At 40.5% G+C, this 24797-nt stretch carries 22 protein-coding genes; 6 read left to right on the forward strand and 16 right to left on the reverse strand.

What is annotated here, in order from left to right; genetic code table 11:
• Positions 1-6: 6 nt before the first annotated feature.
• On the reverse strand, positions 7-1140 hold the full coding sequence (locus SFU91_12195; protein MDX2129785.1) for a lipocalin-like domain-containing protein: 1134 nt from the start codon (positions 1138-1140) through the stop codon (positions 7-9).
• Positions 1141-1281: 141 nt separating this feature from the next.
• On the opposite strand from SFU91_12195, the gene SFU91_12200 reads away from it, so the two are divergent.
• The 4 genes from SFU91_12200 to SFU91_12215 all read left to right on the forward strand — a co-directional run bounded on the left by SFU91_12200 (position 1282) and on the right by SFU91_12215 (position 5701).
• Positions 1282-2790, forward strand: coding sequence for an acetyl-CoA carboxylase biotin carboxylase subunit (locus SFU91_12200; GenBank protein MDX2129786.1), 1509 nt, complete (start codon positions 1282-1284; stop codon positions 2788-2790).
• Between the two features lie 90 nt (positions 2791-2880).
• Positions 2881-4299 carry a tRNA (N(6)-L-threonylcarbamoyladenosine(37)-C(2))-methylthiotransferase MtaB gene (gene mtaB / locus SFU91_12205; GenBank protein MDX2129787.1) on the forward strand — a complete coding sequence of 473 codons (1419 nt, stop codon included), beginning with the start codon at positions 2881-2883 and terminating at the stop codon, positions 4297-4299.
• A gap of 15 nt (positions 4300-4314) precedes the next feature.
• Positions 4315-4497 (forward strand): hypothetical protein, encoded by a 183-nt coding sequence (locus SFU91_12210; GenBank protein ID MDX2129788.1) that lies wholly within the window; start codon positions 4315-4317, stop codon positions 4495-4497.
• 4 nt (positions 4498-4501) lie between these two features.
• On the forward strand, positions 4502-5701 hold the full coding sequence (locus SFU91_12215; GenBank protein ID MDX2129789.1) for an aminotransferase class I/II-fold pyridoxal phosphate-dependent enzyme: 1200 nt from the start codon (positions 4502-4504) through the stop codon (positions 5699-5701).
• A gap of 57 nt (positions 5702-5758) precedes the next feature.
• Here SFU91_12215 and SFU91_12220 read toward each other — a convergent pair whose 3' ends face one another.
• From SFU91_12220 to gatB, 3 genes are read right to left on the reverse strand one after another with little or no spacing between them, the layout of a single operon-like run.
• Positions 5759-6139 carry a hypothetical protein gene (locus tag SFU91_12220; protein MDX2129790.1) on the reverse strand — a complete coding sequence of 127 codons (381 nt, stop codon included), beginning with the start codon at positions 6137-6139 and terminating at the stop codon, positions 5759-5761.
• A 9-nt stretch (positions 6140-6148) separates the two neighbouring features.
• Positions 6149-6616, reverse strand: coding sequence for a RidA family protein (locus tag SFU91_12225; protein MDX2129791.1), 468 nt, complete (start codon positions 6614-6616; stop codon positions 6149-6151).
• Complete coding sequence (gene gatB, locus SFU91_12230; protein MDX2129792.1) at positions 6613-8049, reverse strand: Asp-tRNA(Asn)/Glu-tRNA(Gln) amidotransferase subunit GatB; 1437 nt, start codon at positions 8047-8049, stop codon at positions 6613-6615. The genes SFU91_12225 and gatB overlap by 4 nt, the downstream gene beginning before the upstream one ends.
• A 462-nt stretch (positions 8050-8511) precedes the next feature.
• On the opposite strand from gatB, the gene SFU91_12235 reads away from it, so the two are divergent.
• Positions 8512-8898, forward strand: a complete 387-nt coding sequence (locus tag SFU91_12235; GenBank protein ID MDX2129793.1) for a hypothetical protein — start codon at positions 8512-8514, stop codon at positions 8896-8898.
• 367 nt (positions 8899-9265) lie between these two features.
• Here SFU91_12235 and msrB read toward each other — a convergent pair whose 3' ends face one another.
• The 4 genes from msrB to SFU91_12255 form a co-directional block, all read right to left on the reverse strand.
• On the reverse strand, positions 9266-9802 hold the full coding sequence (msrB, locus tag SFU91_12240) for a peptide-methionine (R)-S-oxide reductase MsrB (protein MDX2129794.1): 537 nt from the start codon (positions 9800-9802) through the stop codon (positions 9266-9268).
• 38 nt (positions 9803-9840) lie between these two features.
• On the reverse strand, positions 9841-11418 hold the full coding sequence (locus SFU91_12245; protein ID MDX2129795.1) for a glycosyltransferase family 2 protein: 1578 nt from the start codon (positions 11416-11418) through the stop codon (positions 9841-9843).
• Between the two features lie 205 nt (positions 11419-11623).
• Positions 11624-12817, reverse strand: coding sequence for a glycine oxidase ThiO (thiO, locus tag SFU91_12250; protein MDX2129796.1), 1194 nt, complete (start codon positions 12815-12817; stop codon positions 11624-11626).
• 64 nt (positions 12818-12881) lie between these two features.
• Positions 12882-13913, reverse strand: a complete 1032-nt coding sequence (locus tag SFU91_12255; GenBank protein MDX2129797.1) for a photosystem P840 reaction-center cytochrome c-551 — start codon at positions 13911-13913, stop codon at positions 12882-12884.
• 416 nt (positions 13914-14329) lie between these two features.
• Here SFU91_12255 and SFU91_12260 point away from each other — a divergent pair, with 416 nt between their 5' ends.
• On the forward strand, positions 14330-15271 hold the full coding sequence (locus SFU91_12260) for a YegS/Rv2252/BmrU family lipid kinase (GenBank protein MDX2129798.1): 942 nt from the start codon (positions 14330-14332) through the stop codon (positions 15269-15271).
• Positions 15272-15297: 26 nt separating this feature from the next.
• Here SFU91_12260 and gap read toward each other — a convergent pair whose 3' ends face one another.
• The 8 genes from gap to uppP form a co-directional block, all read right to left on the reverse strand.
• Complete coding sequence (gap, locus tag SFU91_12265) at positions 15298-16341, reverse strand: type I glyceraldehyde-3-phosphate dehydrogenase (protein ID MDX2129799.1); 1044 nt, start codon at positions 16339-16341, stop codon at positions 15298-15300.
• Between the two features lie 165 nt (positions 16342-16506).
• The gene (gene glgP, locus SFU91_12270; protein ID MDX2129800.1) at positions 16507-18696 is read right to left on the reverse strand and encodes an alpha-glucan family phosphorylase; all 2190 of its coding nucleotides are present in this window, start codon (positions 18694-18696) and stop codon (positions 16507-16509) included.
• Positions 18697-18870: 174 nt separating this feature from the next.
• Positions 18871-19368, reverse strand: a complete 498-nt coding sequence (locus SFU91_12275) for a peptidylprolyl isomerase (protein ID MDX2129801.1) — start codon at positions 19366-19368, stop codon at positions 18871-18873.
• A 24-nt stretch (positions 19369-19392) separates the two neighbouring features.
• Positions 19393-19920 carry a peptidylprolyl isomerase gene (locus SFU91_12280; protein ID MDX2129802.1) on the reverse strand — a complete coding sequence of 176 codons (528 nt, stop codon included), beginning with the start codon at positions 19918-19920 and terminating at the stop codon, positions 19393-19395.
• Positions 19921-20090: 170 nt separating this feature from the next.
• Positions 20091-21368 (reverse strand): sodium:proton antiporter, encoded by a 1278-nt coding sequence (locus tag SFU91_12285; GenBank protein MDX2129803.1) that lies wholly within the window; start codon positions 21366-21368, stop codon positions 20091-20093.
• Positions 21369-21401: 33 nt separating this feature from the next.
• Positions 21402-22706 (reverse strand): thymidine phosphorylase, encoded by a 1305-nt coding sequence (locus SFU91_12290; GenBank protein MDX2129804.1) that lies wholly within the window; start codon positions 22704-22706, stop codon positions 21402-21404.
• Positions 22703-23860, reverse strand: coding sequence for a glycosyltransferase (locus SFU91_12295; GenBank protein MDX2129805.1), 1158 nt, complete (start codon positions 23858-23860; stop codon positions 22703-22705). The genes SFU91_12290 and SFU91_12295 overlap by 4 nt, the downstream gene beginning before the upstream one ends.
• A gap of 21 nt (positions 23861-23881) precedes the next feature.
• Positions 23882-24730 carry an undecaprenyl-diphosphatase UppP gene (gene uppP / locus SFU91_12300; GenBank protein MDX2129806.1) on the reverse strand — a complete coding sequence of 283 codons (849 nt, stop codon included), beginning with the start codon at positions 24728-24730 and terminating at the stop codon, positions 23882-23884.
• Between the last annotated feature and the right edge of the window lie 67 nt (positions 24731-24797).

The raw sequence follows: 24797 nt of genomic DNA on the forward strand, positions 1-24797 counted from the left end.
GTTCTCCTAAAAATTTTGTTCGAATGGCTTGGCGTATCCGGTTAACTCTACATAACCCTTCGCTCTGATTTCTCTCGAATTTGGATTTACACCATTTGTTTTAAGATTTGCAGAAACACTTCCTTCCCAATAAGTAACTCTCGTTGAAGCATTGGTCAAGAGTTCTTGATCTTCAATGTTCGTTTGAATTTCAAGTTCCATCAAAAGCTTCGGTATCGAGACCGTCCAAGCCTTCGGATATCGTGCGCCGCTTTTAGAGGATTCGTAAAATAACGTTGGTTTAATTCCAAAATCGCCGGCAGTAAGTGAAATCGTTGTTCCATCTTCTTGAATAAATGTACCGGAAGAAAATGGCGACATCCCCGATTCTTCCCTCAATTGATAAAGCATTAACTCTGTACCATTCTCAAATTGAAGAGAAAACCAATCCCATCCCAATACACCTTGCGAAAGCTGACTGGTTCCAAATTCGTGATCATGCCAACTCTCACCCCGAACCGTTTCCCGCTTTCCAAGTACTGTAACTGCGCCTGTGGTTTTAAGTCTTGTGTAAGAAAAATACATCGAAGCATTTGATGACTCCGGTCCCTTTTGACTGTATCCATTCTTCCCGTGAAGCACAGGCTTTTTTAAAGGCTCTAAAACTAATGCCAATGAGAAAGTATCCGTTTCAGCCTGTAGGAGCATATAATTTCCCAACTCTTGAATCGACCAATTTCCAAGATAGGTTTTAAAGTATTCGGCGGAGGCGCCGGCATCGCCAAATTTCCCGCGTGATTGCTTTTCAGTGAAGTAAAACTTCCGCGTGCTTATATCACTGAGCGCAAAATGCCCTAAGTAAATTTGCTTTGCTTCAATTCCTTCCGATTCGCCTTTCAATCCGACTCGAAAAAAAGTGAGCTCATAACCATACGATTTTCCGGCCTCCGATGTTAAGTGCCCTGTGACGTACCACCACTCCGTTTGGTATTCAGGGTGAGAGGCCAAGTCTTTGGGAAAGGAAAGCGGCGTCGTTGGAGTAGCAAATTCAAAACGTGGTTTTTCATTGCAGGCGGCATAGATTGCAATCCCAAAAATGCAGGAAAATAGAATGGTGAAAAAGGTCCAATTCGGTCTTTGAAATGAGGTCAATTTTTTCATGACTTAGTGAAATGCTTTTGTAAATTTGATGTCGTAAGTTCTAACGACACTGTACATTCAAATAATTTCAAAAAACCTTAGCGGTAAAATTTTGCGGTTTTTTGCAAACCTTATCGCTTCAACATGAAAGGCTTTTGTAGTATGCCGAAGATTAAAAAAGTGCTTGTTGCGAATCGTGGCGAAATTGCCATCCGCGTCTTTCGAACCCTCCGAGAACTCTCCATTCCTAGTGTTGCCGTTTATTCTGAATCAGATAAAAACTCGCGGTTTCACCGCTTTGCCGATGAAGCGTATTGTATTGGAGGCGTTTCATCCCGCGAAAGCTACTTAAGACAAGAGAAGATTCTTGAAATCGCAAAGCTTTCCGGTTGCGATGCTCTTCACCCCGGTTATGGTTTTCTCTCAGAAAATGCGGGATTCGCAAAACTATGTGAAGAAAATGGTATTAAGTTTATTGGCCCCAAATCAACCGTCATTCACGCGTTGGGAGATAAAATTGAAGCCAAAAAATTAGCTGTCAAAGCAAATGTTCCGGTTGCACCAAGTTCTCCAGAGGCGATTGCAGACCCAATTGAAGCCAAGTCAGTTGCCGATAAAATCGGCTATCCGGTACTGATTAAAGCCTCTGCCGGCGGTGGGGGAAAAGGAATGAAAAAGGCGGAATCTGGCGAAGATTTTCAACGCCTTTTTGAATCTGCACAAGCAGAGGCTTTAGCGGCTTTTGGTGACAGTCGCGTTTTTATCGAAAAGTATCTTGAAAACCCACGCCATATCGAAATTCAAATGATGCTCGATGAACACGGAAATGGCGTTTGGCTCAATGAGCGCGAGTGCTCAATTCAAAGGCGGCATCAGAAGGTGATTGAAGAAGCGCCATCTTCAATCCTAACACCTGAAATGAGAAAGGAAATGGGTGATTGCGCCATTCGCCTTGCAAAAGTGGTGGGTTATACCAATGCAGGAACCTGTGAATTTTTGGTTGATAAACATCTCAAGTTTTATTTCTTAGAAGTTAATACACGCTTGCAAGTAGAGCATCCGGTAACGGAAATGATTACCGGCCTTGATTTGGTTAGAGAGCAAATTCGGGTAGCCGAAGGAGAGACGCTTTCATTTACTCAAGCAGATGTGAAAATCAATGGACATGCCATTGAATGCCGTGTATACGCCGAAGACTGTGAGAATAATTTCTTACCCTCAATCGGTAAACTCTCGCATTATGTTGAGCCCAATGGAAACGGTATTCGCACCGATTCAGGGGTTGTGGAAGGCGATGAAATCTTAATCCACTTTGACCCAATGATTTCGAAACTTTGTGCGTGGGATTCAACCCGAGAAAAAGCAATGAACAAGATGATTCGTGCACTTAAAGAATATGAAATTGGCGGTGTTGAAACCACAATTCCATTTTGTCTTTTTGCCTTGTCGCACGAGGCCTTTCGAAGCGGAAAATTCGATACGCATTTTGTGCAAAACTATTGGAATGATCGCAAAAGGGAATCGCCATCAGAGGAAGAGTTGCGCGCGATCGCAGCAATGTCAGTATTGTTAAAATCTCAAAAGCCAAATTCAAATGGGCTTGCAAGTCCTTCTCAGAACGGGCATACTCAAGTACAGGAATCAGGATGGGAAAAGCGGAAGTATTATTAAATTGAATTCAAATCGTAAACAAAAGAGAACTTCTTAATTTGAAGTTCTCTTTTTGTTTTGTTGAATTTAAAGGAAAGAAATAATGTTTAAATGAAACGAATCTCTACATACACACTTGGGTGTAAGCTTAATGTTGCAGAGTCTTCGGCCTTAGCACAGGAATATCTTCAAAAGGGGTATCAGTTGGTTCCGTTTGGAGAAAAATCGGATCTCACGATTATCAATACTTGCAGTGTGACGGAACAAGCCAATGTGAAGTGCCGAAATGTGGTTCGTAAAGCCTTAAAAGCCTCACCCGAAGCTTTCGTGGCGGTTGTTGGCTGCTACGCACAATTAGAACCTGAAGCCCTCGCATCGATTGAAGGGGTCGATGCGGTTCTCGGGGCAAAAGAAAAATTTGAAATGGCTTCACTTCTTGGTGATTTTGAAAAAACAGGCGAGACCAAAATTCTTGTGAGCGATATCGAAACAGTTTCAGGATTTGGATTCGGACACAGCATTTCACTTGAAAATTCAAAAGACCAAACGCGGGCTTACCTCAAAGTTCAAGATGGGTGTAATTACACTTGTTCCTATTGCACCATTCCGCTTGCTCGAGGCAAAAGCCGCTCTGAATCAATCGATAAAATTATTTTTCAAGCGAACCTTCTAAAGGAGGCGGGTTATCAAGAAATCGTGCTGACGGGTGTCAACATTGGAGACTTTGGAAATCTGCCTGATGGCACAGAAGGCCTATACACTTTTTTTGATCTTCTTAAAGAAATTGAAAAAGTGGAAGTTCCTCGAATTCGAATCAGTTCGATTGAACCCAATCTTTTAACCTCTGAAATGATTGATTTCATATCATCATCAAAGCGAATTGTGCCTCATTTTCATCTTCCAATGCAATCCGGCTCTGTTGAAATCTTAAAAAGAATGCGCCGCCGATACACCAAAGAACTTTATCAAGAACGTGTCTTCGAAGTGGTAAATAAAATCCCGAATGTATGTATTGGTGCTGATGTGATTGTGGGATTTCCGGGAGAAACCGATGCACATTTTGAAGAGACCTTTGAATTTATTCAGTCTCTTCCGATCTCTTATTTGCATGTGTTTACCTTTTCGAAACGGCCTAATACCAATGCGGCTGAACTCATCGATGAGAACATATTTGAAGATATTCGCCCAGAAGTAAAAAAAGCTCGAAATCAGAAACTGACAGAGCTCTCATATTTCAAATGGAAGCAATATGTGTCAAGATTCATCAATCAAATTGATGAAGTGCTTTTTGAAAATGAATTCTCAGATGATACTGAATTAAATTCTGAAATTGGATTTTCTGAGGTTGAAGGAAAGACGCTTTGCTTTGGTCATACCCCTAATTATCTAAGGGTTGGGGTTGAAGTACCAAGTAGAGCGTGGGCAAAAGAGCACTTGATTCGAAAAAGAAAACCTGTTCAATTAACCGCCATTGATTCTGACTTAAATGTCATTGGCACTTTTTTAGACGCTGAAGTTATTGCTACTTAATTTGTAACGGAGAACATGATGGAGTGGTTTGCTATTGGTTTCGCTGTACTAATCGGGACGGCGATTATTTACTTGCTTCAACCCAATGCTCGATTTTTTTCGAGGTTTAATTTTGATAAAGAGTCGGAAACATACGGTCAAAAAAAGAAAAGAGAAGCTGAAAAAAAGCAAATAAAAAATAACGATCAAGAAATTTAATTCAATGGACAACTCAAATAAGATCATTCAACCCTTGGGCTTTTCGACAAAATCAATTCATGTCTTCCAAGAACCGGATAAAGAGACCGGTGCTGTTGTTCCATTGCTTTCTACCGCCACTACCTTTAAACAAGACGGTATTAACACAACAAGAGGTGGATTTGAGTATTCACGTGCTCAGAACCCCACAAGAGCACAATTAGAAGGTGCTCTTGCAAGCCTTGAAGAGGCCGCTTTTTGCAATGCCTTTAGTTCAGGTTTAGCTGCATTAGCCGGGTTAATGAGCATTTTTGAGCCGGGCGATCATATCATAGCCGGAGACGATCTCTACGGCGGAACAGTTCGCTATTTCAATCAAGTGCTCGCAAAATATGGAATTGAATTCGCCTATGTGGATACCACAAGGATTGAAGAAATTGAAGAAGCAATAACCCCTAAAACCAAAATGATTTACTTGGAGTCGCCCACCAATCCTATGCTTCGCCTAACGGATATTCAAGCGGTTTCATTGATTGCAAAGAAAAGAGCAATTTTACTTTCGGTAGATAACACTTTTGCAAGCCCTTATCTTCAACAACCACTTCTCCTTGGGGCAGATGTGGTGTTGCACAGTACCACAAAATATTTGGGTGGTCACTCCGATATCGTTGGCGGTGCGCTGATGACGAACAGTGAAGATTTATTCAAGAAATTTTTCTTCAACCAAAAGGCCGCAGGTGCAATTCCATCACCCTTCGATTGTTGGTTACTTTTGAGATCGATTCGAACACTTGCGATTCGAATGGAGCGTCATTGCGATAATGCCTTATCGGTTGCAAAATTTCTTCAATCTCATCCCACCGTTCAAGCGGTTTATTACCCCGGGCTTGAAACGAATCCATTTCATCAATTAGCCAAACGCCAAACACCAAAAGGATTTGGCGGAATTGTATCGATCGATTTGGGATCAAGAGAGAATGTTGAGGGATTTATCAAGCATCTTCATCTTTTCACATTTGCTGAAAGTTTAGGCGGCGTTGAAAGTCTGGTCTGTTACCCTTGGGAAATGACCCACGTGGCTGTTCCGATTGAACGGAGATTAAAGTTGGGGCTTACTGAAGGTTTGATTCGGTTATCTGTAGGAATCGAAGATAAAGCTGATTTACTATCAGAATTAACTGTTGCGCTAAATGCTATTGCCACAGTAGAAGCTGAGGCGAAGTAAATCAAGGAAACTTATTTGAAGAAAAGCTAAAGAGCCACATCATTGTGGCTCATTGCATTATGGCTCAATTGTTACATTTGTAGCAAAATAGGCGGTTTCGCCAACCCAGAAGAAAGTGGTGTATTTTTCTTCGTAATCGATTCTTACGCGTTTTCCTGTGAGGGCTGCTTCTTCAAGTTTTTTATAAACATCTTCATGTTTAGGAGCAATCGAAAATTCAAATATCTGGGAAACGGGAGAGGATGAGTTATTTGAAGCGCCAAATGTCCCTAAATTTAGTTGACCTTCCATAGTCTTAAAGAGGTAACCTCGTTTACTCACTTTAACAACAGTTCCCGCCCGAACACCAGTGCTGTAATTTCCGAAGTAGAGAAAAGATAAAACTAGAATCACAATAAGCGTTAGACTTCCGCCTCCAATAAGTAATGCTTTTTTCATAAAAATGAATTAGTTCAGTTCAAAGATTGCTTCAACTTCAACACTTGTTCCAAGTGGTAATTCCTTTACACCTACAGCGCTTCTGGCATGAGCCCCATATTCTCCAAAAACTTCAGAAAAGAAAAGAGACGCACCATTGGCAACAAACGGCTGTTCTTGAAATCCCTCGGCACTTGCAACAAAAACGGTGACTTTAACAACGGCTTTAATCGCGTCCACGCTTCCGGCTTTTGCCGCAGCCGCTGCTAAAGCATTCAGTGCTGCAACTCTTGCCGCTAATTTTGCATCTTCTTTACTCACAACACTTCCAACCATTCCCTTACCGCCCATTTCTAACAGCGTTCCATTGATCAAAGGCAATTGGCCAGAAGTAAAACACAAGTTTCCCGTAATTACTGCAGGAACATAGGCTGCGAGGGGCTTAGCGGGTAAGGGCAATTCTATCCCTAAATCTTTTAACTTATCACTGACTTTCATGATGCCGATTCCAATTTCTTTTTTAAAATATCGTTGATAACCTGCGGATTCGCTTTTCCCTTCATTCGTTTCATTGTTTCGCCAACAAAGAATCCGAAAAGCTTATTTTTCCCTGAGCGATACTCCGCCAATTGAGAAGGGTTTTCGATAAGTACCTCAGCAATTTCCTTTTCAATTGCTGAAGTGTCAGATACCTGTGCCAAACCGTCTCTGCTGACAATCTCTTGCGGGGTTAAGGATTCGTCTTGTAATTTAATAAAAACAACTTCTTTTGCGGTATTCCCATTGATAACCCCAAGCTTCACAAGTTTAATTAACTCCCCAAGCCGCTTTGGGTCCAATGTAAATGAAGTTATATCAATAAGTTTTTCTTTGAGAGTTCTCATCACTTCCCCCATTACCCAATTGGATGCCATTTTCGGGTCATTGCAAACCGCAGCGACTTCTTCAAAGTAATCTGCAATTTGGCGGTCAACGGTTAAAACATCAGCGTCATAAGCCGGTAACTTGTACTCTCGAACAAATCGCTCCGCACGAACTTCAGGCATTTCGGGAAGTGCTTTTCTAACCTCTGCGAGAAGTTCATCATTAACAATGATTTGAACCAAATCAGGTTCTGGGAAATAGCGATAGTCATGCGCTTCTTCTTTAGAGCGCATTGAACGAGTTTCTTGTTTATCTGCGTCCCAAAGCCGAGTTTCTTGAACAACCGTCCCGCCTTTTTCTATAAGTTCAATTTGACGTTTCATCTCAAATTCAATCGCCTTTTCAACATTCTTAAAGGAATTGATATTTTTAATTTCTGCACGAGTGCCATACTTAGAAGCTCCAAAGGGACGAACGGAAACGTTGGCATCACAACGAAGAGAACCCTCTTCCATATTTCCATCAGAAATTCCCAAGTATCGAACGATTTGACGAATTTTTTGAAGATAAGCACTTGCCTCTTTTGTGGTTCGAATGTCAGGGTAGGAAACGATTTCCAGAAGGGGAACGCCGCATCGATTTGCGTCTATGTAGGTTTCTTCGCCAATATCATGAATTGATTTTCCAGCATCTTCTTCGATATGAATTCGAACCAACTTTACGCTCTTTTTTTCTTTATCTAATTCAAATCTGACAACGCCTTCAGAGCATATTGGTTCATCGTATTGGGAGATTTGGTACCCTTTAGGTAAATCAGGATAGAAATAGTTTTTGCGTGCCATAATCGAAGAAGGTGCGATATGGCATTCCGTAGCAAGTCCAAGTTTAATTGCAGAGTAAACAACTGATTTGTTCAAGACAGGCAGCGCACCGGGTAAAGCCAAACAAACTGGGCACACATTTACATTCGCCGGTGAGCCGAATTCTGTCGAACAAGCACAAAATGCTTTGGTTTTGGTATTTAATTGGCAATGAACTTCAAGCCCTACAACCAATTCATAATTCATATCGATCGCAATAAAGTTAGGTTATATGTAAATATAGAACAAAAAGTGATTTTTTAGAGCGTTTTATGTCTCAAAGAAGTGCATCACTTTGAAATCTTCCCTTTAAAATTAAACAGACTTATAAGCTGATCTTGAATCACCTTTATTCTCGATTAATGTTACTTTAAAAAAAATTAGAAAAAAATAAAGTAAACTTATGATTAATGATAAAATAAAATTTAATAAAATTGTGTTTTTTTTACTCATTTTTTTCAAAAAAGCGCACTTTTTTAGAGAAAAATAGTTTGCCATATATTTAAGATAATCAATAAGATTTAATTGATAAAAAAAACAAAATTGCCATCAAAAACATAATTCGGGCGTATATTTGTGCATCATAAGTTCATTAAATGCCTTAATAAACCAATTATTTTTAAGGCAAGCATTTAAAGCACAATATAATTGAAATAAGGAGAAGTTCGTATGAAAAGTGTAACAAAATTCTTCGCTATTCTGCTACTTGCAGTAGTCATTTCGGGAAACTACGGTTTTACAAATTCTACAAAACCGGCTGGTGCTTGGAGCGATTGGGTTCAGTTGAAAGATGGTCGTCAAGACTTAATTTATTTCCGCTATCAACAAGTTACCGATCAATCAATGGTCGTTGAAATTAGAAATGATTACAAAAAAGCGGCAAGCGGATTTGTAGAAATTGCAACGATGTGGAATTGGTGCGGTTATCAAATCGATTATGTGAAAGAATTCAATCTACAACCCGGTACAAGCAACACAGAGTCGATCCGGGGAAGTAAAATTCTTGGCGTGAGAGCTTTGAAAATTTCATTAAAGGAACCAAAAGTTGTTTTATAATTTTGTATTCCTTTTAGATAAATAAAGAACATAGAATTCGATAAATCGAGTTGAGATTTAAGATAAGGCGTTCAATTGAACGCCTTATTTATTTAATAGAAAAATTATTAACCGAATTAATTAAGCGAATTCTCTCATTTAAGATTAAATAATAAAAGGAATACTTAAATTTCATAAATAATAGCAAATTGGGGTTACTAAGTGATTGATATTAAATAAAACCAAATGATAAGATCGAAATCAACAGGATAGAAGAATGGACTTCCCTAAATGAGGATTAACGGAAAGGATGGAAATAAAAAGAAGTATGCTAAGTTTAGGGAAGTGTGGAGTCAGAGAGATAGAATAGAAAAAAAGGGGGTATTTGTTATTTTTTTAGAAAATACAAGGAGGCGGAATTCATACAATACCGAAGCCCCGTTGGTTTTGGGCCATCATCAAATACATGACCCAAGTGAGCGTCACATTTGGCACAAAGAACTTCGCTGCGAATCATGCCAAGACTGTAATCCCCTGTTTCATAAACTGAACTGTCACTAACGGGTCTCCAAAAACTCGGCCATCCAGTCCCTGATTCAAATTTTTGGTCTGAGCTAAATAAGGGGTGATAACAACAAACACAGACATACAACCCTTTTTCATGATTATCATTGTAAGCATTTGAAAAAGGAGGTTCCGTTCCTTTATTTCTGGTCACATAATACTGCATGACTGTCAATTGCTTTTTCCATTCGGCATCTGTTTTGGATACTTTTTGGAATACCGATTTCTTCGCTTTAATTGTATCAGTTTTTGCTTCCTCAATGTTTGCTTTTTGTGGATCTTTATGGGAACAGGAAATCACAAAAACAGCTGCCAATACGAAAAATGGAAAAAAACGAAAAAAGGATTTGTTTTGTAACATTTCGCAATATTTATAAAAACTGTGAGACAATGTAAACACTAGGATTTTCGCTGTGTTTCACTAAGAATACCAGAATTAACAAGAGACTTTAAGATTGAGTTCTTCAGTACTTGTAAAGTTTCCGGCATATCCCATTTCATATCTCGTAATGAAAAAAATGATGCCATCAAAAAACCTGATGCAAAAAGAATTTGAAAGGGAAGTAAACTTAATTCCTCATAATCCAATGCGACTGCAGCGCCAAATGTGAAATAGACAACAAGAACCAATTCCACAATAGTTGACCAAGCAATTTTATTTGGACGGTAAGTTTTCTTATTCATTGAATCACCAGCCTGTTGCAATCCAAATTTAGGCGTGCGAACGAAGCTGCTTTTTTTACCCATAAAGCCTTGGATAATCGCGAATGTATTATGAACAGCCATACCCATTGAAAAGGCCATATAACTAAAAAATAATCGAGAAAATTGACTGATGGTAAAGTTTCTGTGTGCAAAAGGATTCGTGACTGAAGCGGAAAAGAAAATCAATGTAAAAATAATTCCGGGAGAGAAAACGGAGAGAAGGATAAAAACGGCATCAAAACCATCATAATTGTTTTTGATAAACATTAACGGTACTGTTAAAATACCCGAGAGCAAAATACAGAGGTAGGTGATACACGCCGTAAGGTGGAGTGAAGATTGCCATTTCAAATAAAACGGAAGTGTCGAATTCCAGACTGTAAGAAAATGTTTTTTGGCAGTTTCAATGGCACCTTTTGACCAGCGAAATTGCTGTGCTTTGTAGGCATTCATGTCAGCAGGAAGTTCTGCGGGTACATAAACATCTTCTACAAACTTAAATTTCCAGCCTTTCATTTGAGCGCGGTAACTGAGATCGAGATCTTCAGTCAGTGTATCGCTATCCCAGCCACCGGCGTCATCAATACAGGAACGCCTCCAAATGCCAGCCGTTCCGTTAAAATTAATGTAAAAACCGGCTGTATTCCGTGCAGTTTGTTCAACAAGAAAATGTGCATCAAGCCCAAACGCTTGAAGCTCTGTCAAAAGAGAATAGTCACGATTTAAATGTTCCCATCGTGCTTGAACCATTCCCACATTATTCTCTGTGAAATGAGGCACCACGTTTTTTAAGAAATCAGCAGAAGGAACAAAATCCGCATCAAAAATGGCAATTAAATCTCCCTTTGCTACTTTTAAACCTTCTTGGAGAGCCCCCGCCTTAAACCCTGTTCGGTCGGTTCGGTGAATGTGTGAAATCTGAAGCCCCGGAATGGAAATGTGTTGGAGTTTTCTACGAATAAATTCCGTCGTATCGTCGGTTGAATCATCTAAAATCTGGATTTCAAAACGAGAAAGTGGGTAGTCAAATTGAATAACTGAATCGATAAGGCGTTCAACAACATATCGTTCATTGAAAAGAGGTAATTGAACGGTTACAAATGGAATTGATTCATGATTTTGAAAGTCGAGATCCTTTTTGAGATTTCGATTTTCATATCGGCTTTTATAAGCAAAATGTGCTAATGTGAGTTGGCCGATGACATAAAAAGAGATAATCAATAAACAAAACCCATAAAGGATGAAAGTCCCAATTATCAGAATATCTTCCATAGAATAATTAAAGTTACAAGAATTAATACATCAAATCTTTGAATATCGTAGATGTAATTCCACCTACAATCTTAAAATGTGCTTTTTTTTATTCGCGCCGAAACAATAAAAGGGTTGATACTTTTATTGAATCAATAACAGTATCAAGGCAATTGGATACAAATTTACGAAAAATTTTAGTTAAAAAGAGAATTCCCCTAAAATTTTAATGAATCTGTGATTGAAGAAATCGTTTAGGTGAAAAAGGCTGGAAAAGGGCGGAAGGAAGGTTAAATTGTGAAAGCGTAAGGAGGTTTCTAAAGTACTCTTCAAAAAATAGCGCAGTTATGGGTGTTAATAACACGCCGTGCCGATAATGGCCGGTTGCAAAAAGAAGGTTTTCTATTCCCGTTTCTCCTATCATTGGCTCATTGTCACGACTTCCGGGTCTAAAGCCCGTTAAATGCTCAATGAGTTCCATTTCATAAATGGCGGGTATTGCTGCGAATCCCTCCTCAAGCAATGTAAGAGCAGCTCCTGCTGTTTTTGTTGTGTCAAAGCCTTTATCTTCAGTCGTGGCACCAAGTACCAACCGTCCATCTAACTTAGGAGCAAAGTAACAACGAGCAGTGCGGATAACTTTCGAAAGCGTTGAATCGGAATTCATTTTAAGAGTGAGGATTTGACCTTTTACCGGTCTAACCGGAGGACGGAACTTGAATTCATAACCATCGATAAGGTTTGACCAAGCACCAGCAGCAAGAATGACGGAAGAAGTACTAATTTCTTCTTTTTCATTTGTTCCACGAGCAACTTCAAGAGCTTTCAGTTGTTGATCTCTGTCAAGAAGAATTTTGGTGACTTTGGCATTGGAATTGATGATCCCACCAAGTTTCAAGTAAGCAATTCGTAATGCATCAAGAAGTTGGCGATTATCTATTTGTCCATCACGCTCGAACCATATTGCCGAGACTGCTTTTGGAGAGAGCAACGGTTCTTTTTCCCTTGCTTGCTCACCTGAAAGCCACTCAACGGGCAGGCCGATTTCTTGACGAAATTGAAAAAGCCGCTTTAGCCATTGGTTATCATCACGGTCGAGCGAAACCATTAAAGTTCCGCGAGTATCAAAATCAACCGAGATTCCCGAGTCATAATACAATTCCGCTAAAAACTTTGGATAAAGTGATAAACTTTCTTCCCCCAATTTCAGGAAAGGAATTTCTTCGAATCCAACTTCTGCTTGTGGCGCGAGCATCCCTGCGGCTGCCCAAGAAGCATTTTTTCCGTGTTCGGAAGTATCAAAAATTTGCGTATGAAGTCCAATTTTTTGGAGTCTCCATCCAATTGAAAGTCCAATAACACCGGCTCCAATAATGGAAACTTTTGGGGAAACGGAGGAAAGGTTCGATGATAAACTCACTACAAAAAAAGTAGAAGATAAAAAGCGGGCTTCCTGACAAGAAAACCCGCTTTAAGTGTGAAAATTAGTTCAATTTTGCGCCGGGTGTACGAATAAATGCGGCAATTTTTTTCGCTTCATCATCAGAAATTGATTTGGAGCGATCATTTTTTGCGAGCTTCTGCATCCATTGAACAAGCTTAAGTGCTGATTCATCTGATTTCATGTGCTTTTGTCTCATTTTCCCCATATTTGCGGTAAGAGAATGACAAGCGGCGCATTTCTTTTTATATAGAGCGGCATCATCTGCACCAGCTTCGGTTGATGCGACAGTAACAGCCGTGGCAGGCTCTGCTTCCGGTGCCTCAACGGTTGCAGGTTCACTTGCGGGAGCTTCAGGAGCCGGTGCAGGGTCGGCTGAAGAAGTTGGTTCAGCTGCCGGTGCTGATTTCGACTCTTCTCGTTTGCGGAATTCTTGAACAAAGTAGTTTCGTATTTTGAAAGCATCTTCATCAGAAACCTTGATCGCTTCACCCTTTGAATTTTTTGAATTGAGCATTGCCGTAACAAACTCAGTTACCTTTGATTCTGAATTAATGGTTGCATCAAAAGAGCGATACTTTTCGGTGAAATCATACTTTGAAACGATTTCATCAAATTCCTTTTTAGCTGCATCAACAGAAGAAAGTGACTCAGGCGCTTTTACTTCGGCTTTCGTTTCTACCGCGGCAGGAGTTTCTTCTTCACCATTAAATTGCTTCATTGTTCTTGGTGCGAAATCGCCATTCTTCAAAAGACGTACATCGGCTTCTGCCGGACGAGTTGAAGTAGCGATGAAAATCCAAGCAGCGAACACCGAAAAAACAGCTCCTAAAATGATTGGCAAAAACCAACCAGAGTTAATTTGTTGAGACATTTTTCCCATAACCCAAAGCGTGCAACCAGCACCCGCTAAGAGCAATACCCATCGGAAAAATGAACCTCCCACTTTATTAACCACGATGCCTACGGATTGACCTTCCGGAGCAAGAGAAAGCCCTGAGACGAGGTACAAAACGAAAAGAACCAATGCACCACCAATTGCTGCACCCGCAAGCTTAAGCGATGATTTATCCATAATATGTGTAGAAATTTATTGTTAATGAACCCCAAAAGGGAACCTGATGTATGAAAAGACATCGATTGGTGAACTTACTCAATCGAGAACTACTAAACAGTTACAAACAACAGCGATAAAATTATTTTCGTTTTGATTCCTTCAAAAATGAATCAAAAAGCCATTTCACTAACGAAAGGAATTTTGATTTACTGTTCATTTTTGATAAGACTTTCAATGGGCTTGTACCATCTCTTAAAATTACTCATCTTTCAGTGGCTTTTATGATATTCCTTTTGAATATGTTAAGACTTACACATTAACTTAAAACCCCAAAAGACTGATAATTAGCTATTAAAACGGCTGTTTCGGTTTCTAAGAATGATTAATCAACAAACCTAAAGAAGCTTATTTCAATCGAATTCATTCAAAAATAAGTGAAAAAAAGAATTCCATTTATTGTCAATCCCACTGCGAACGGAGGCCATTCAATTGGTAAAATTCAAAAGTTAAGTGAAAATGAGGAAGTTGAACTTTTTCCTACGAAAAACGTGGGTGACGCAACGACATTGATGAAAGAAATCTCTCAAAAGTCTGAAGGAATTATGTTGGTTGGTGTGGCAGGGGGTGATGGGACAATTAGTGAAGCAATTCAAAAATGGGAAGTCAATAATCTTACGACAGGAATACTCTTGATGCCGATTGGTTCAGGCAATGATTTCGCAAAAAATTTTCATCAAAAGGAATCTATTCATACCCGTATCGATCCAGAAAAATTGATAAATGGGAAACATTGTGATTTAGGAGAGGCAAAGTTTTTTGTGAATGGAAAGTCACATGATCGCCGGTTTATAAACTCGATGGGAATAGGATTGACCGGGGAGATTGCATTCTATGCTAATCAGGCAAAGCTATATTTACGAGGAGAATTGATTTATGTATATGCCTTACTGAAAACGGTTTGGAAGCACCAATCGCAAGAGATGCAAATTCTATTAACCACAAAAGAAGGTGAGACGGTGTTGATCAAAGAAAAAGTTTATGCGATTTGTATTGGGAATGGACATACTGAAGGAGGAAAGTTTAGGATTGCGCCGGAAGCAAAAATTGATGATGGCGTTGTAGATGTATCAATCTTGCTTCATTTTCCACTCTGGAAACTCCCACTTTGGATTATTCGATTTCTTAAAGGAACGCATCTCTTTCATAAAGGACTTCACTATCATCAAGTAAAGTCGGTAAAGGTCATGAGTTCAGCAAAGCATCGAATCCATTTTGATGGAGAGGTAATAAATGAAGTTGAAAATGAGATCGAAGTAAGTGTGTTGGAAAAAAAAGTAAAAATATGCGGGGTTCTGAAAATGGAAGAAGGCAGGTAAACCTGCCTTCAACACAATACCATTGTTTATTTTGTAATGTATTTCAGTAAATCAACCACACGATTTGAATAGCCCCATTCATTATCATACCAGCTGACAAGCTTAAAGAAGCGGCTATTTAATTCCATTCCTGAACCGGCATCAAAGATGCTTGAGTGGGTATCGTGAATAAAATCGGATGAAACCACTTCGTCAGAAGTATAGGCAAGGATTCCTTTCAAATAAGTTTCGCTGGCGTGCTTCATTGCTGCACAAATTTCTTTATACGATGTTTCTTTTACCGTGCGAACTGTGAGATCAACCACCGATACTGTCGGTGTTGGTACACGGAAACTCATCCCAGTAAGTTTTCCTTTGACTTCCGGAATTGCAAGACCAACTGCTTTAGCAGCTCCAGTTGTTGAAGGTATAATGTTAATGGATGCTGCTCTTCCGCCTTTCCAATCTTTTTTGGAAGGACCATCAACAGTTTTTTGAGTGGCAGTATAAGAGTGAACCGTTGTCATTAATCCTTCTTCAACACCAAAGCCTTCTTTCAAGAGCACATGAACAACCGGGGCTAAGCAATTGGTGGTGCAGCTTGCATTTGAAATAATGGTATGATTGGCACTGTTATACTTTTCATGATTAACACCCATAACAACCGTTATGTCTTCATTTTTAGCAGGTGCTGAAATAATGACTTTTTTTGCGCCTGCGGTAATGTGACCTTTTGCTTTTTCGGCTTCGGTAAATAGGCCTGTTGATTCGATGACGATTTCAACCCCCAAGTCTTTCCAAGGGAGTGCGGCTGGTCCTTCCTTGACGGCCAAGCATTTAATTTTGTGACCATCTACAACAAGGGTATCATCTTCTGCTAATTCGGGTTTTGATTTTTCGCTTGTTACGGTTCCTTTGTAACCGCCTTGCGTTGAATCATATTTTACCAAGTAAGCGAGATTATCGGCCGGCACAAGGTCATTGACGGCAACGACGTCGACCTCTTTTCCAAGCAAGCCCTGCTCGGCAATTGCGCGAAACACGAGGCGGCCGATACGGCCAAAGCCATTAATTCCAACTTTTACTGACATAACTGGTTCCTCAACTTTTAAGGATATTGAATATTGTTTTTTTCCCACTTTGGGCAAGCAAAAATACAAAAGTTTTTTGGCTTCACGGGAGGAAAGCGCTGTAAAGCTTTAAAGTCAAAAAGCGCATCGAATCGACGCGCTTTTTTATAGAATGAAACTTACAACTTACTTCTTTGAAGCTCCTGATTTATAGTATTTCATAATATAATCCGAAACCATCCGATGGGTGTTGTAAACCGGAAGAAGTGTTTCAATGGATTGGCGAATCATTTTTATCCATTCTTTTGGAATTCCATTCTTATCACGATTGTAAAATGTTGGTACCAAATGATTTTCGAGCGTATCGTAAAGAGAAAGTGCATCAAGGTGAGTTTGTGCCTCTTGATCTTCAATCGATTCATCCTTACCGATTGAAAATCCATTTTTGCCATTGTATCCTTCTCGCCACCAACCATCGAGGACGCTGAAATTTAATCCACCGTGAGCGATGACCTTTTGCCCAGAAGTGCCGCTTGCTTCAAGTGGGCGCAGGGGATTATTCAGCCAAACATCAACCCCTGAAATTAACTGACGAGTGACATTCATGTCATAATTTTCAAGGAAAACGACTTTTCCCAAAAACGGAGTCATTCGGGTGATGTTGAAGATATCTTGAATGAATTTTTTTCCGCCATTATCCTTGGGGTGGGCTTTCCCGGCAAAGATAATCTGAACCGGACGCTGTGGATTATTGATAATTGCAGCAATGCGTTTTAAATCTGAAAAAATGAGCGGGGCGCGTTTGTAGGTGGCAAAGCGTCTTGCAAAACCAATGGTGAGTACATCCGGAGACATCACTCGCTCTTCACCTAAACTAAGCTGCTGAATATGGTTATGATTTAGCATATCGAGCCTTTGACGAACAAACTCCACGACATCGCGGCGAAGTGTATAACGATGAGCCCATAACTCTTCGTCGCTAATGGAATCAAGCAACGATTTCAATTTTTTTCGATCAGTGAAAAACGCCAAATCGCCTTTTGATTTTCTCGCCCAAAAATGCACAGATTTTTCGCCCATCCAAGTGTAGGTATGGATTCCATTGGTGATATGACCAATTGGAACTTTTTTCTGATCACTTACACCATAAAGTGATTTCCACATTTTACGAGAAACCTCGCCGTGCAATTCAGAAACACCATTTGCAGTTCGTGAAAGGTTCAAGCACAAAACCGTCATCGTAAAGAGTTGAGATTTATCGCCTTGAACTTCTCGGCCGAGATCCATTAATGTTTCAAAGCCGATGTTGAGCTTTTTGAGAAATAGATCTAACGAGTAGTGCATCAAATCGGATGAGAATCGATCATGACCTGCCGGAACCGGTGTATGCGTGGTAAAGACACATTGGTCTTTCACTGCTTTTTTCGCGGCTTCAAACCCTTTTCCAGAAAGGATTTCTTCGCGAAGTAATTCAAGTGTGAGAAACGCTGAATGACCTTCGTTCATATGATAAACGGCGGGCTTGATTCCCATCGCATGAAGAAATCGAACGCCGCCAATGCCAAGAACGATTTCTTGATTGATGCGTGTGGTAGAATCGCCACCATAAACACGGCTGGTGATGTCGCGGTAGTGGTGTTCGTTTTGCTCGAGATTTGCATCCAATAGATACAAAGTTGCTCTTCCAACACGGACAGCCCACGCTTGCAAATAAACGGTGCTATGACCGATTTCAACACTCACGATTAAAGGTTTGCCGAGAGAATCGGTGACAAGTTCAAACGGAAGAATTTTCGGTGCATACAAAGGATAATTTTCTTGTTGCCAACCGTCGTGTGAAAGCTTTTGTTGAAAATACCCTTCACGATAGTATAAACTGACACCAACAAAATTTAAGCCGAGGTCGCTAGCCGATTTGATATGGTCTCCGGCAAGTACACCCAATCCACCTGAGTAAATCGGTAAACTTTCGTGTAACCCGAATTCGGCACTGAAGTAAGCAACAGGGTTTTTAGAGAATTCCTTTGCATTCTTAGAAGCCCAAGTGTTTTTATCGGAAAGATAGGCGTTGAAGTTTTTAAGGGTGGTTTCAACTTTTTTTGCAAAATCAGGGTCCCTTAAACGGGCTTGTAATTCTTGTTCAGAAACATTGTTAAGAATATCAGAAGGGTTGTGATTATCGAGCGACCAAAACCGTGGTGAAAGCGCTTCAAATACTTCTTGGGCTTCAACATTCCAAGACCACCACATATTTTTGGCTAAAGACTTTAAGCCTGAAATAAGATCTGCAACACTCGATGCTGTTCCCTTTGGTTTCGACTTGTTAGAAACGGATTTAACCGGTTTTGATGAAGACTTGGTTTGTTTAGAAGCCATAACTTTGAAAAAAAAGGTTAATAATTGTTTAGAAAAATCTCAAAGTGCTTCAAAAGGTTGGGACGCTAAAAACAATAATTATTTGAATTTTCAAAATCAATTCAAAAATCGTGATAAGATTCATAAAATGAAAATCCCCCAAATTAGGAGGATTTTCAGAGAATCTTTGCGAAGTTACGCTTGTACAAAAGGATAAACTTTCATCGTAATCGGTTCAAGCGGATTATCGCGAGAATCTTTTTTGGCAACGGAGATTTTATCTGCAACATCCATTCCGGTAAGAACTCTTCCAAAAACGGTATAGCCATTGCTCGGTAAATCAAGGAAGTCGTTATCAGCAACATTGATATAAAATTGGCTGCCGGATGAGGCTTTCGCGGGGTTTCCATCGCGTGCGGCGGCAAGCATGCCACGTTTATTCTTATGTTTAAATTCTGCGGGTATTCTTTGGCTTGGTCCACCTGTACCGTGAAGGTGCTTTTTGGTTTGATCTTTCGAAAGCGGATCTCCACCTTGAATCATAAACCCTGAAATGACGCGGTGAAAGGTAATCCCATCATAAAACTTTTCAGAAACAAGCCGCACGAAATTATCGCGATGCAATGGGGTATCATCAAAGAGTTCAATGACGATGTTTCCGAGGTTGGTTTCAATTACAAATTGACTTGGCATAGTGATTTGATTTGATTAAAAAAGTTAGTTTTCAATTTCTTTGATGCTCAGATAAACTGGATTATATGGGTTATCGAGACCATTACGGGGAAGCATACTGATTTTATCAACAATTTCCATTCCTTCAATAACTCTTCCAAATACGGTATAACTTCCATCATAAAATCGATTGTCGTTCAAGTTGATGAAAAATTGCGTCGCCGAGGATTCACGCTTAGGGTTTACATCATCATCTCGTCTTGCGGCGGCGAGTGTGCCACGAAAATGGGTGTGTTTAATTTCGGGCGGCAGAGTCATTTTATCCATTTTCAAAAACTCTTCATCAAGCGGGTCACGAAGTTTTGGATCGCCGGCTTGGATAATTAATCCCGGAACGACGCGGTGAAATTGCGTATTCGTGTACCAATCGCTATTGGCAATTTTGATGAAGTTATCTCGGTGAATGGGGGTATCGTTGAAAAGTTCGATAATGATATCGCCTTCTCGGGTACTGATTTCAAACTTTCGAAGAATGGTTGAGTCGGCAGTCGTGGTACTGTTGCTCGAGGTCATTAAATTTTTTCGATTACACCCTGAGCCTGTAACGATAATCAAAAACAAAACCAAAAGGAAACCTTTTAGAATTAAAAAAGGAGTCGATTTCGAGTTGTTGAAACTCCCGCGGTTGAAACACTTCAAGGAAAAAATCGGCAAAATGGAAAGAGACACTCTAAACTTAAAAATCAAAAAAATATGAGTTGCAAAAGTATGAAAATTGGTAATAAGGCCACCAACGAGAAGCGATAAATATAACTGAAAAAGTCGGGCATTCGAATGCCATTTTCTTCTGCAATTGCTTTCACCATAAAATTGGGTCCGTTCCCGATATAAGTTAAACTGCCAAATAAAACCGATGCCACTGCTATGGATTCTAGAATTTTGTCTGGTACGCCTGCAATCATCGAAGCATCTTGCAACCCGAGACCTAAGGCTAATGAGTAAAATGTCACTGCCGTTGGGGTGTTATCTAAAACTGCGCTAAGCGAGCCCGTCGCATAATAAAAAGCTCGAACGCTTTCTACGCCTATCGACTTCGCGTTGGCCTCAAGAAAAAGAATGCAGGGAATCATTGTAATGAAGATTCCAAGAAATAAATAGGCAACTTCTAAGATTGGCGCCCAAGAAAAGTTGTTATCGATTCTCAGCTTTTTTTCAGTGAAATACATCGAAAGACCTGCAAAGAGAAGAATAAGAAACTCGCGGCCAAATTTTAGAACAAGCAGCGCTTTAAGGTGAGGAAGAAATTGCTCGTTAAAAAATGCAACAGAAAGCACGACTCCCAAGAGCCACACAAAATTCAACACTCCTTTCACACGGATGGGTTGAATCTGAGTTCTATCGCGCTGAATTGCGCTGAGCGGTTCTTTGGAGTGGAAATAGGAATCGATGATAAAGTAAAGAAGAAGCAATGCGCCATTCGCAATTCCCCAAAGGGGAAAGAGCTTAAAAAACCAATCGAAAGGAACTCCGCGAAGATAAAGCACGAAAAGCGGCGGATCTCCCAAAGGCGTGAGCAGCCCGCCGCAATTGGCCACAATCCCAATAAAGAATAACACCGTGTGAACCTTAAACTTTCGCTCTTGATTGGTTTGAAGCAATGCGCGTATAAGAAGCATTGACGCGCCTGTGGTTCCAATAAAGGAAGCAAGCAAAGCGCCGATAGCCATAAATGCGGTATTCGCTTGCGGAGTTGCTTCAATATCGCCGGTGATTCGAATCCCGCCGGTGATGACAAAAAGCGCTCCCAAGAGAATCACGAATGGGATATAATCAAAGAGCACCGCGTGTTCAAGCGCAACGAATTCGCCGTGTAGGATGAGGAATATCGCAATGGGAAATGAAAGAATCAAAGAAATGAAAAGCTTATTCCGGTTCGATTCCCAAAAATGATTCGCAATGAGTGGTAATACAGCGATTGAACCGAGCATCACTATAAAGGGTATGAGCGACCAAACAGGCATTTTTTTGATTTGAATTTCAGTTGACGAAAAGGTTTACTTCAGGTATTCCAAAATCTTGGATTTTGGGGCCACCATTTTGTTTGAATACGCAATTGCTGTTTGAACTCTCTTCGAGACCGATTCAAGCGATGATTTCTTATCAGAATAAATTTCAGCGATTGGGGAATTGACTTGAACCTTATCACCGCATTTTTTGAGAAACATGATTCCGGCTTTTGGCTCAATGGCATCTTCTTTCTTTATGCGACCTGCGCCTAATTCAATGGCTGCAAGCCCAATTTCAAGCGAATCCATTGAAGCAATAAAACCTGTCTTCGAAGCATAAATCGTAGAAGTGTACTTAGATTTCGGATAGGTTTTTTCATCAATCAGCGGCGAAATATCACCACCTTGTGCTTTTGCAATTTTGAGAAATTGATCGAACGCTTTTCCGCTTTGAATGGCGTCTTTAGAGAGTTCAATCCCTTTTTCAAGGGTTTTGCATTTGCCTGCCAAACGAAGCATTTCACCGGAAAGTGCGTAAGTCACTTCCATCAAATCAGCAATATCTTCGCCTTGCAAAGCGCGAACACATTCGCGGACTTCGAGCCAATTGCCAACGGCAAAGCCCAATGGTTCATTCATATCGGTAATAAATGCAGAAACCTTTTTCCCGTAACTTTTTCCAATCTTAATCAGGGTCTCTGCAAGTTCTTTCGACTTCGCATACTCTTGCATAAACGCTCCACGACCCGTCTTGACATCTAACACAAGAGAATCAAGCCCTGATGCAATTTTTTTTGACATAATCGAAGACGCAATGAGCGGTATGCTTTCAACCGTGGCGGTTACATCGCGTAGTGAATACAAAAGTTTATCAAGCGGGGCAATCGACTCCGTTTGACCGATAAGGCTGCACGAAAGCTTTTTGAGCTGCGCCTTGTATTCCTTTTCAGAGAGGTTTATTCGAAAGCCCGGTATCGATTCTAATTTATCAAGCGTTCCACCCGTGTGACCCAACCCTCTGCCGGAAATCATCGGCACCGCAACACCAAGCGACGAAACGATAGGCGCAAGAATGAGTGAAGTTTTATCGCCCACACCGCCTGTGGAGTGCTTATCCACCTTTGGGATTTTCAGAAATGATAAATCAACCACTTTGCCGCTATGAACCATTGTGCGGCAAAGCGCCGTCATTTCAAGTTCGTTTAGCCCATTGAAAAAAATTGCCATCAGCATTGCAGAGGCTTGGTATTCAGCGATATTTTTCTTTTGGCACTCGGTAAAGAAAAATGAAATTTCTTCAGCGGTTAGTTTTCCGCCATCGCGTTTTTTTCGAATTAATTCAACCGGGTTCATTGCGGTAATTTGGATTTAAAAAAATCAATCAAGCGCACTTCTTGTGCCTGCCAATTTAATACTCGAGATGCTCTCTGGCAGTTGGCGCGGTAATATTCTTTTTCTTTGTTGAGATGAAGAATCGATTCAATAATTGAAGTTGGTGAATCATGTTCTGCAACCTTGCCAATCTTATACTTTTCAACAGTATCTTTTAGTGCAGGTAAATTGCTCACAAGCGATGGAATTCCTGCCAAAGTATATTCAAAGAGCTTATTGGGTAGCGCGAGTTCATAACTTTTTGAAATCGGCTCAATAAGTGAAATGCCAATATCGGCGGAAGCTGTATGATCAAGCAATTCTTCATACGGGACTTTACCGGCAAAGAAAACTCGCTCCGAAAGCGAAAGAGATTCAACCAATTGCTGAAGCGAAGATTTCAAATTGCCATCACCGAAGAGCACAAAATAATAAGTTGAAGGGAGCGATTGCATTGCGCGAATCATTATCTCAAGCCCACGCCCGTCGGAAATCATGCCTTGATAAATTAGAAGGGTAGCTGAGTCTTCCAAAAATAATTTCTGACGGAGTAAGTTTGTTCGCTTGATGGGTTGAAGATTCGGGTAATTGTAGATGACCTCGGGTTTTTCGATGGAAAGGCTCGTGGCTAAAAGGTCGGCATCGAGATCGCCGGTACAAAAAACAGAGGCTTTGTGGATATACCTTTTTTCAATCGTGCTCCAAATTTTTTGACGAACCTTTTTCCCTAAAAGAGCGCCAATCGCCGAGTAAATCTCTCGCGAATCATAGAACAATTCCCCTCGATGTTTTTTTGCCGCATGTGCCGCAACCGGCAACGAGAATACATCTTCGGCACAATAAATTTTCGCGAGTATTGAAGAGACTTTCGGGAGAATTGAAAAGTAGAATGAACCAAACTTCGCAACGCCTCGCCGCTCCGTGGGAACCTTCACTGAAATTATCTCAGCTTGTTCATATCGCCACGCCCCGTCTTCATCCCCGGCTTGTACTACCCGAACGCGAAAGGAATTTTTGGTGAATGATCGAACAATATTTTGAAGCCTTGAATCAAAACGGATATCGCCAAAAAAAACAAAGCAGATATCAACATCAAATGGTTTTGGATCTTGAAAACTAAACCTCAATTGTGCCATTGCAATTTGGTAAACAAAGCGTTAGGGTTGAAGGGTGCCAAAACTCAAAAGGATTAAAAGCCCAAAGCCAATGAAGAGTCGGTAGCCGACAAACACAAGGGTGGTGCGCGTTTTCAAAAATTGAATTAAAAATGCAATTGAAAGATAACCAACAACCCCAGAAACCACCGTAGCAATCACCAATGCTGTAATATTCTCCGAAGAGTGTAGCAAGCTCTCACGCTCCTTGTAAAGTTGATAAATGCCAGCGGCAAATACCGATGGCAATGACAAAAGAAATGAATATCTCGCCGCCGTTTCGCGCGAAAGCCCCAAATACAAGCCTGCCGTAATGGTTACGCCAGAGCGAGAAGAACCCGGAATCAGCGCGATACATTGCGCCAGCCCAATCAAAAATCCTGTTTTCCAATCAAGAGAGGCCAAGCTTTTGAGTTCAACTCCCGCTTTCAATTTCTTTGCCAAAAGCTGCTCTGCAAGCCACAAAAGCAAAGCAAGAACTATCAACGCAGAACTAATGATATAAAGTGATCGAAGCGTTGTATCAATCTGTTTTTTGAAAAGAAGGCCTGCAAGGACAATCGGAATGGTACCAATCACAATCATAAAACCAAGCGTGGCATCTTGATTGTAAAAGAGATTTCGCTTTGCGACGCCTTGAAGCGAAGCCGTGCCAATCGTTAGAATATCTTTCCAAAAATAAATGAAGACCGCACCAAGCGTGCCAATTTGAATGACCGCCGTAAACGCCGAACCCGGGTCATCCCACCCCAAAATCGCAGGAATGATGCGTAAATGCGCGGTGCTGCTAATCGGGAGAAACTCAGTAAGGCCTTGAATAATGCCAAGAATGATTGCTTGCCAAATGCTCATAAAAATGAGTTTATCTTAAAATTCTCAATTCATTTGTTCAAAAAAGAAAGGGGCACGAAGCCCCTTT

The organism is Chloroherpetonaceae bacterium (assembly GCA_033763895.1).
Lineage (GTDB): Bacteria > Bacteroidota > Chlorobiia > Chlorobiales > Thermochlorobacteraceae > JANRJQ01.

Excerpts from the sequence above, each read along its gene's own strand:
- SFU91_12225 (MDX2129791.1), bottom strand. The coding sequence starts at position 6,616 with ATGAAAGTCAGTGATAAGTTAAAAGATTTAGGGATAGAATTGCCCTTA.
- SFU91_12285 (MDX2129803.1), bottom strand. The coding sequence starts at position 21,368 with ATGCCTGTTTGGTCGCTCATACCCTTTATAGTGATGCTCGGTTCAATC.
- SFU91_12215 (MDX2129789.1), top strand. The coding sequence starts at position 4,502 with ATGGACAACTCAAATAAGATCATTCAACCCTTGGGCTTTTCGACAAAA.
- mtaB (MDX2129787.1), top strand. The coding sequence starts at position 2,881 with ATGAAACGAATCTCTACATACACACTTGGGTGTAAGCTTAATGTTGCA.
- uppP (MDX2129806.1), bottom strand. The coding sequence starts at position 24,730 with ATGAGCATTTGGCAAGCAATCATTCTTGGCATTATTCAAGGCCTTACT.
- SFU91_12255 (MDX2129797.1), bottom strand. The coding sequence starts at position 13,913 with ATGGATAAATCATCGCTTAAGCTTGCGGGTGCAGCAATTGGTGGTGCA.
- msrB (MDX2129794.1), bottom strand. The coding sequence starts at position 9,802 with ATGTTACAAAACAAATCCTTTTTTCGTTTTTTTCCATTTTTCGTATTG.
- gatB (MDX2129792.1), bottom strand. The coding sequence starts at position 8,049 with ATGAATTATGAATTGGTTGTAGGGCTTGAAGTTCATTGCCAATTAAAT.
- SFU91_12290 (MDX2129804.1), bottom strand. The coding sequence starts at position 22,706 with ATGAACCCGGTTGAATTAATTCGAAAAAAACGCGATGGCGGAAAACTA.
- SFU91_12245 (MDX2129795.1), bottom strand. The coding sequence starts at position 11,418 with ATGGAAGATATTCTGATAATTGGGACTTTCATCCTTTATGGGTTTTGT.
- SFU91_12295 (MDX2129805.1), bottom strand. The coding sequence starts at position 23,860 with ATGGCACAATTGAGGTTTAGTTTTCAAGATCCAAAACCATTTGATGTT.
- SFU91_12210 (MDX2129788.1), top strand. The coding sequence starts at position 4,315 with ATGATGGAGTGGTTTGCTATTGGTTTCGCTGTACTAATCGGGACGGCG.
- SFU91_12275 (MDX2129801.1), bottom strand. The coding sequence starts at position 19,368 with ATGCCAAGTCAATTTGTAATTGAAACCAACCTCGGAAACATCGTCATT.
- gap (MDX2129799.1), bottom strand. The coding sequence starts at position 16,341 with ATGTCAGTAAAAGTTGGAATTAATGGCTTTGGCCGTATCGGCCGCCTC.
- SFU91_12195 (MDX2129785.1), bottom strand. The coding sequence starts at position 1,140 with ATGAAAAAATTGACCTCATTTCAAAGACCGAATTGGACCTTTTTCACC.
- SFU91_12235 (MDX2129793.1), top strand. The coding sequence starts at position 8,512 with ATGAAAAGTGTAACAAAATTCTTCGCTATTCTGCTACTTGCAGTAGTC.
- SFU91_12220 (MDX2129790.1), bottom strand. The coding sequence starts at position 6,139 with ATGAAAAAAGCATTACTTATTGGAGGCGGAAGTCTAACGCTTATTGTG.
- SFU91_12280 (MDX2129802.1), bottom strand. The coding sequence starts at position 19,920 with ATGACCTCGAGCAACAGTACCACGACTGCCGACTCAACCATTCTTCGA.
- SFU91_12200 (MDX2129786.1), top strand. The coding sequence starts at position 1,282 with ATGCCGAAGATTAAAAAAGTGCTTGTTGCGAATCGTGGCGAAATTGCC.
- glgP (MDX2129800.1), bottom strand. The coding sequence starts at position 18,696 with ATGGCTTCTAAACAAACCAAGTCTTCATCAAAACCGGTTAAATCCGTT.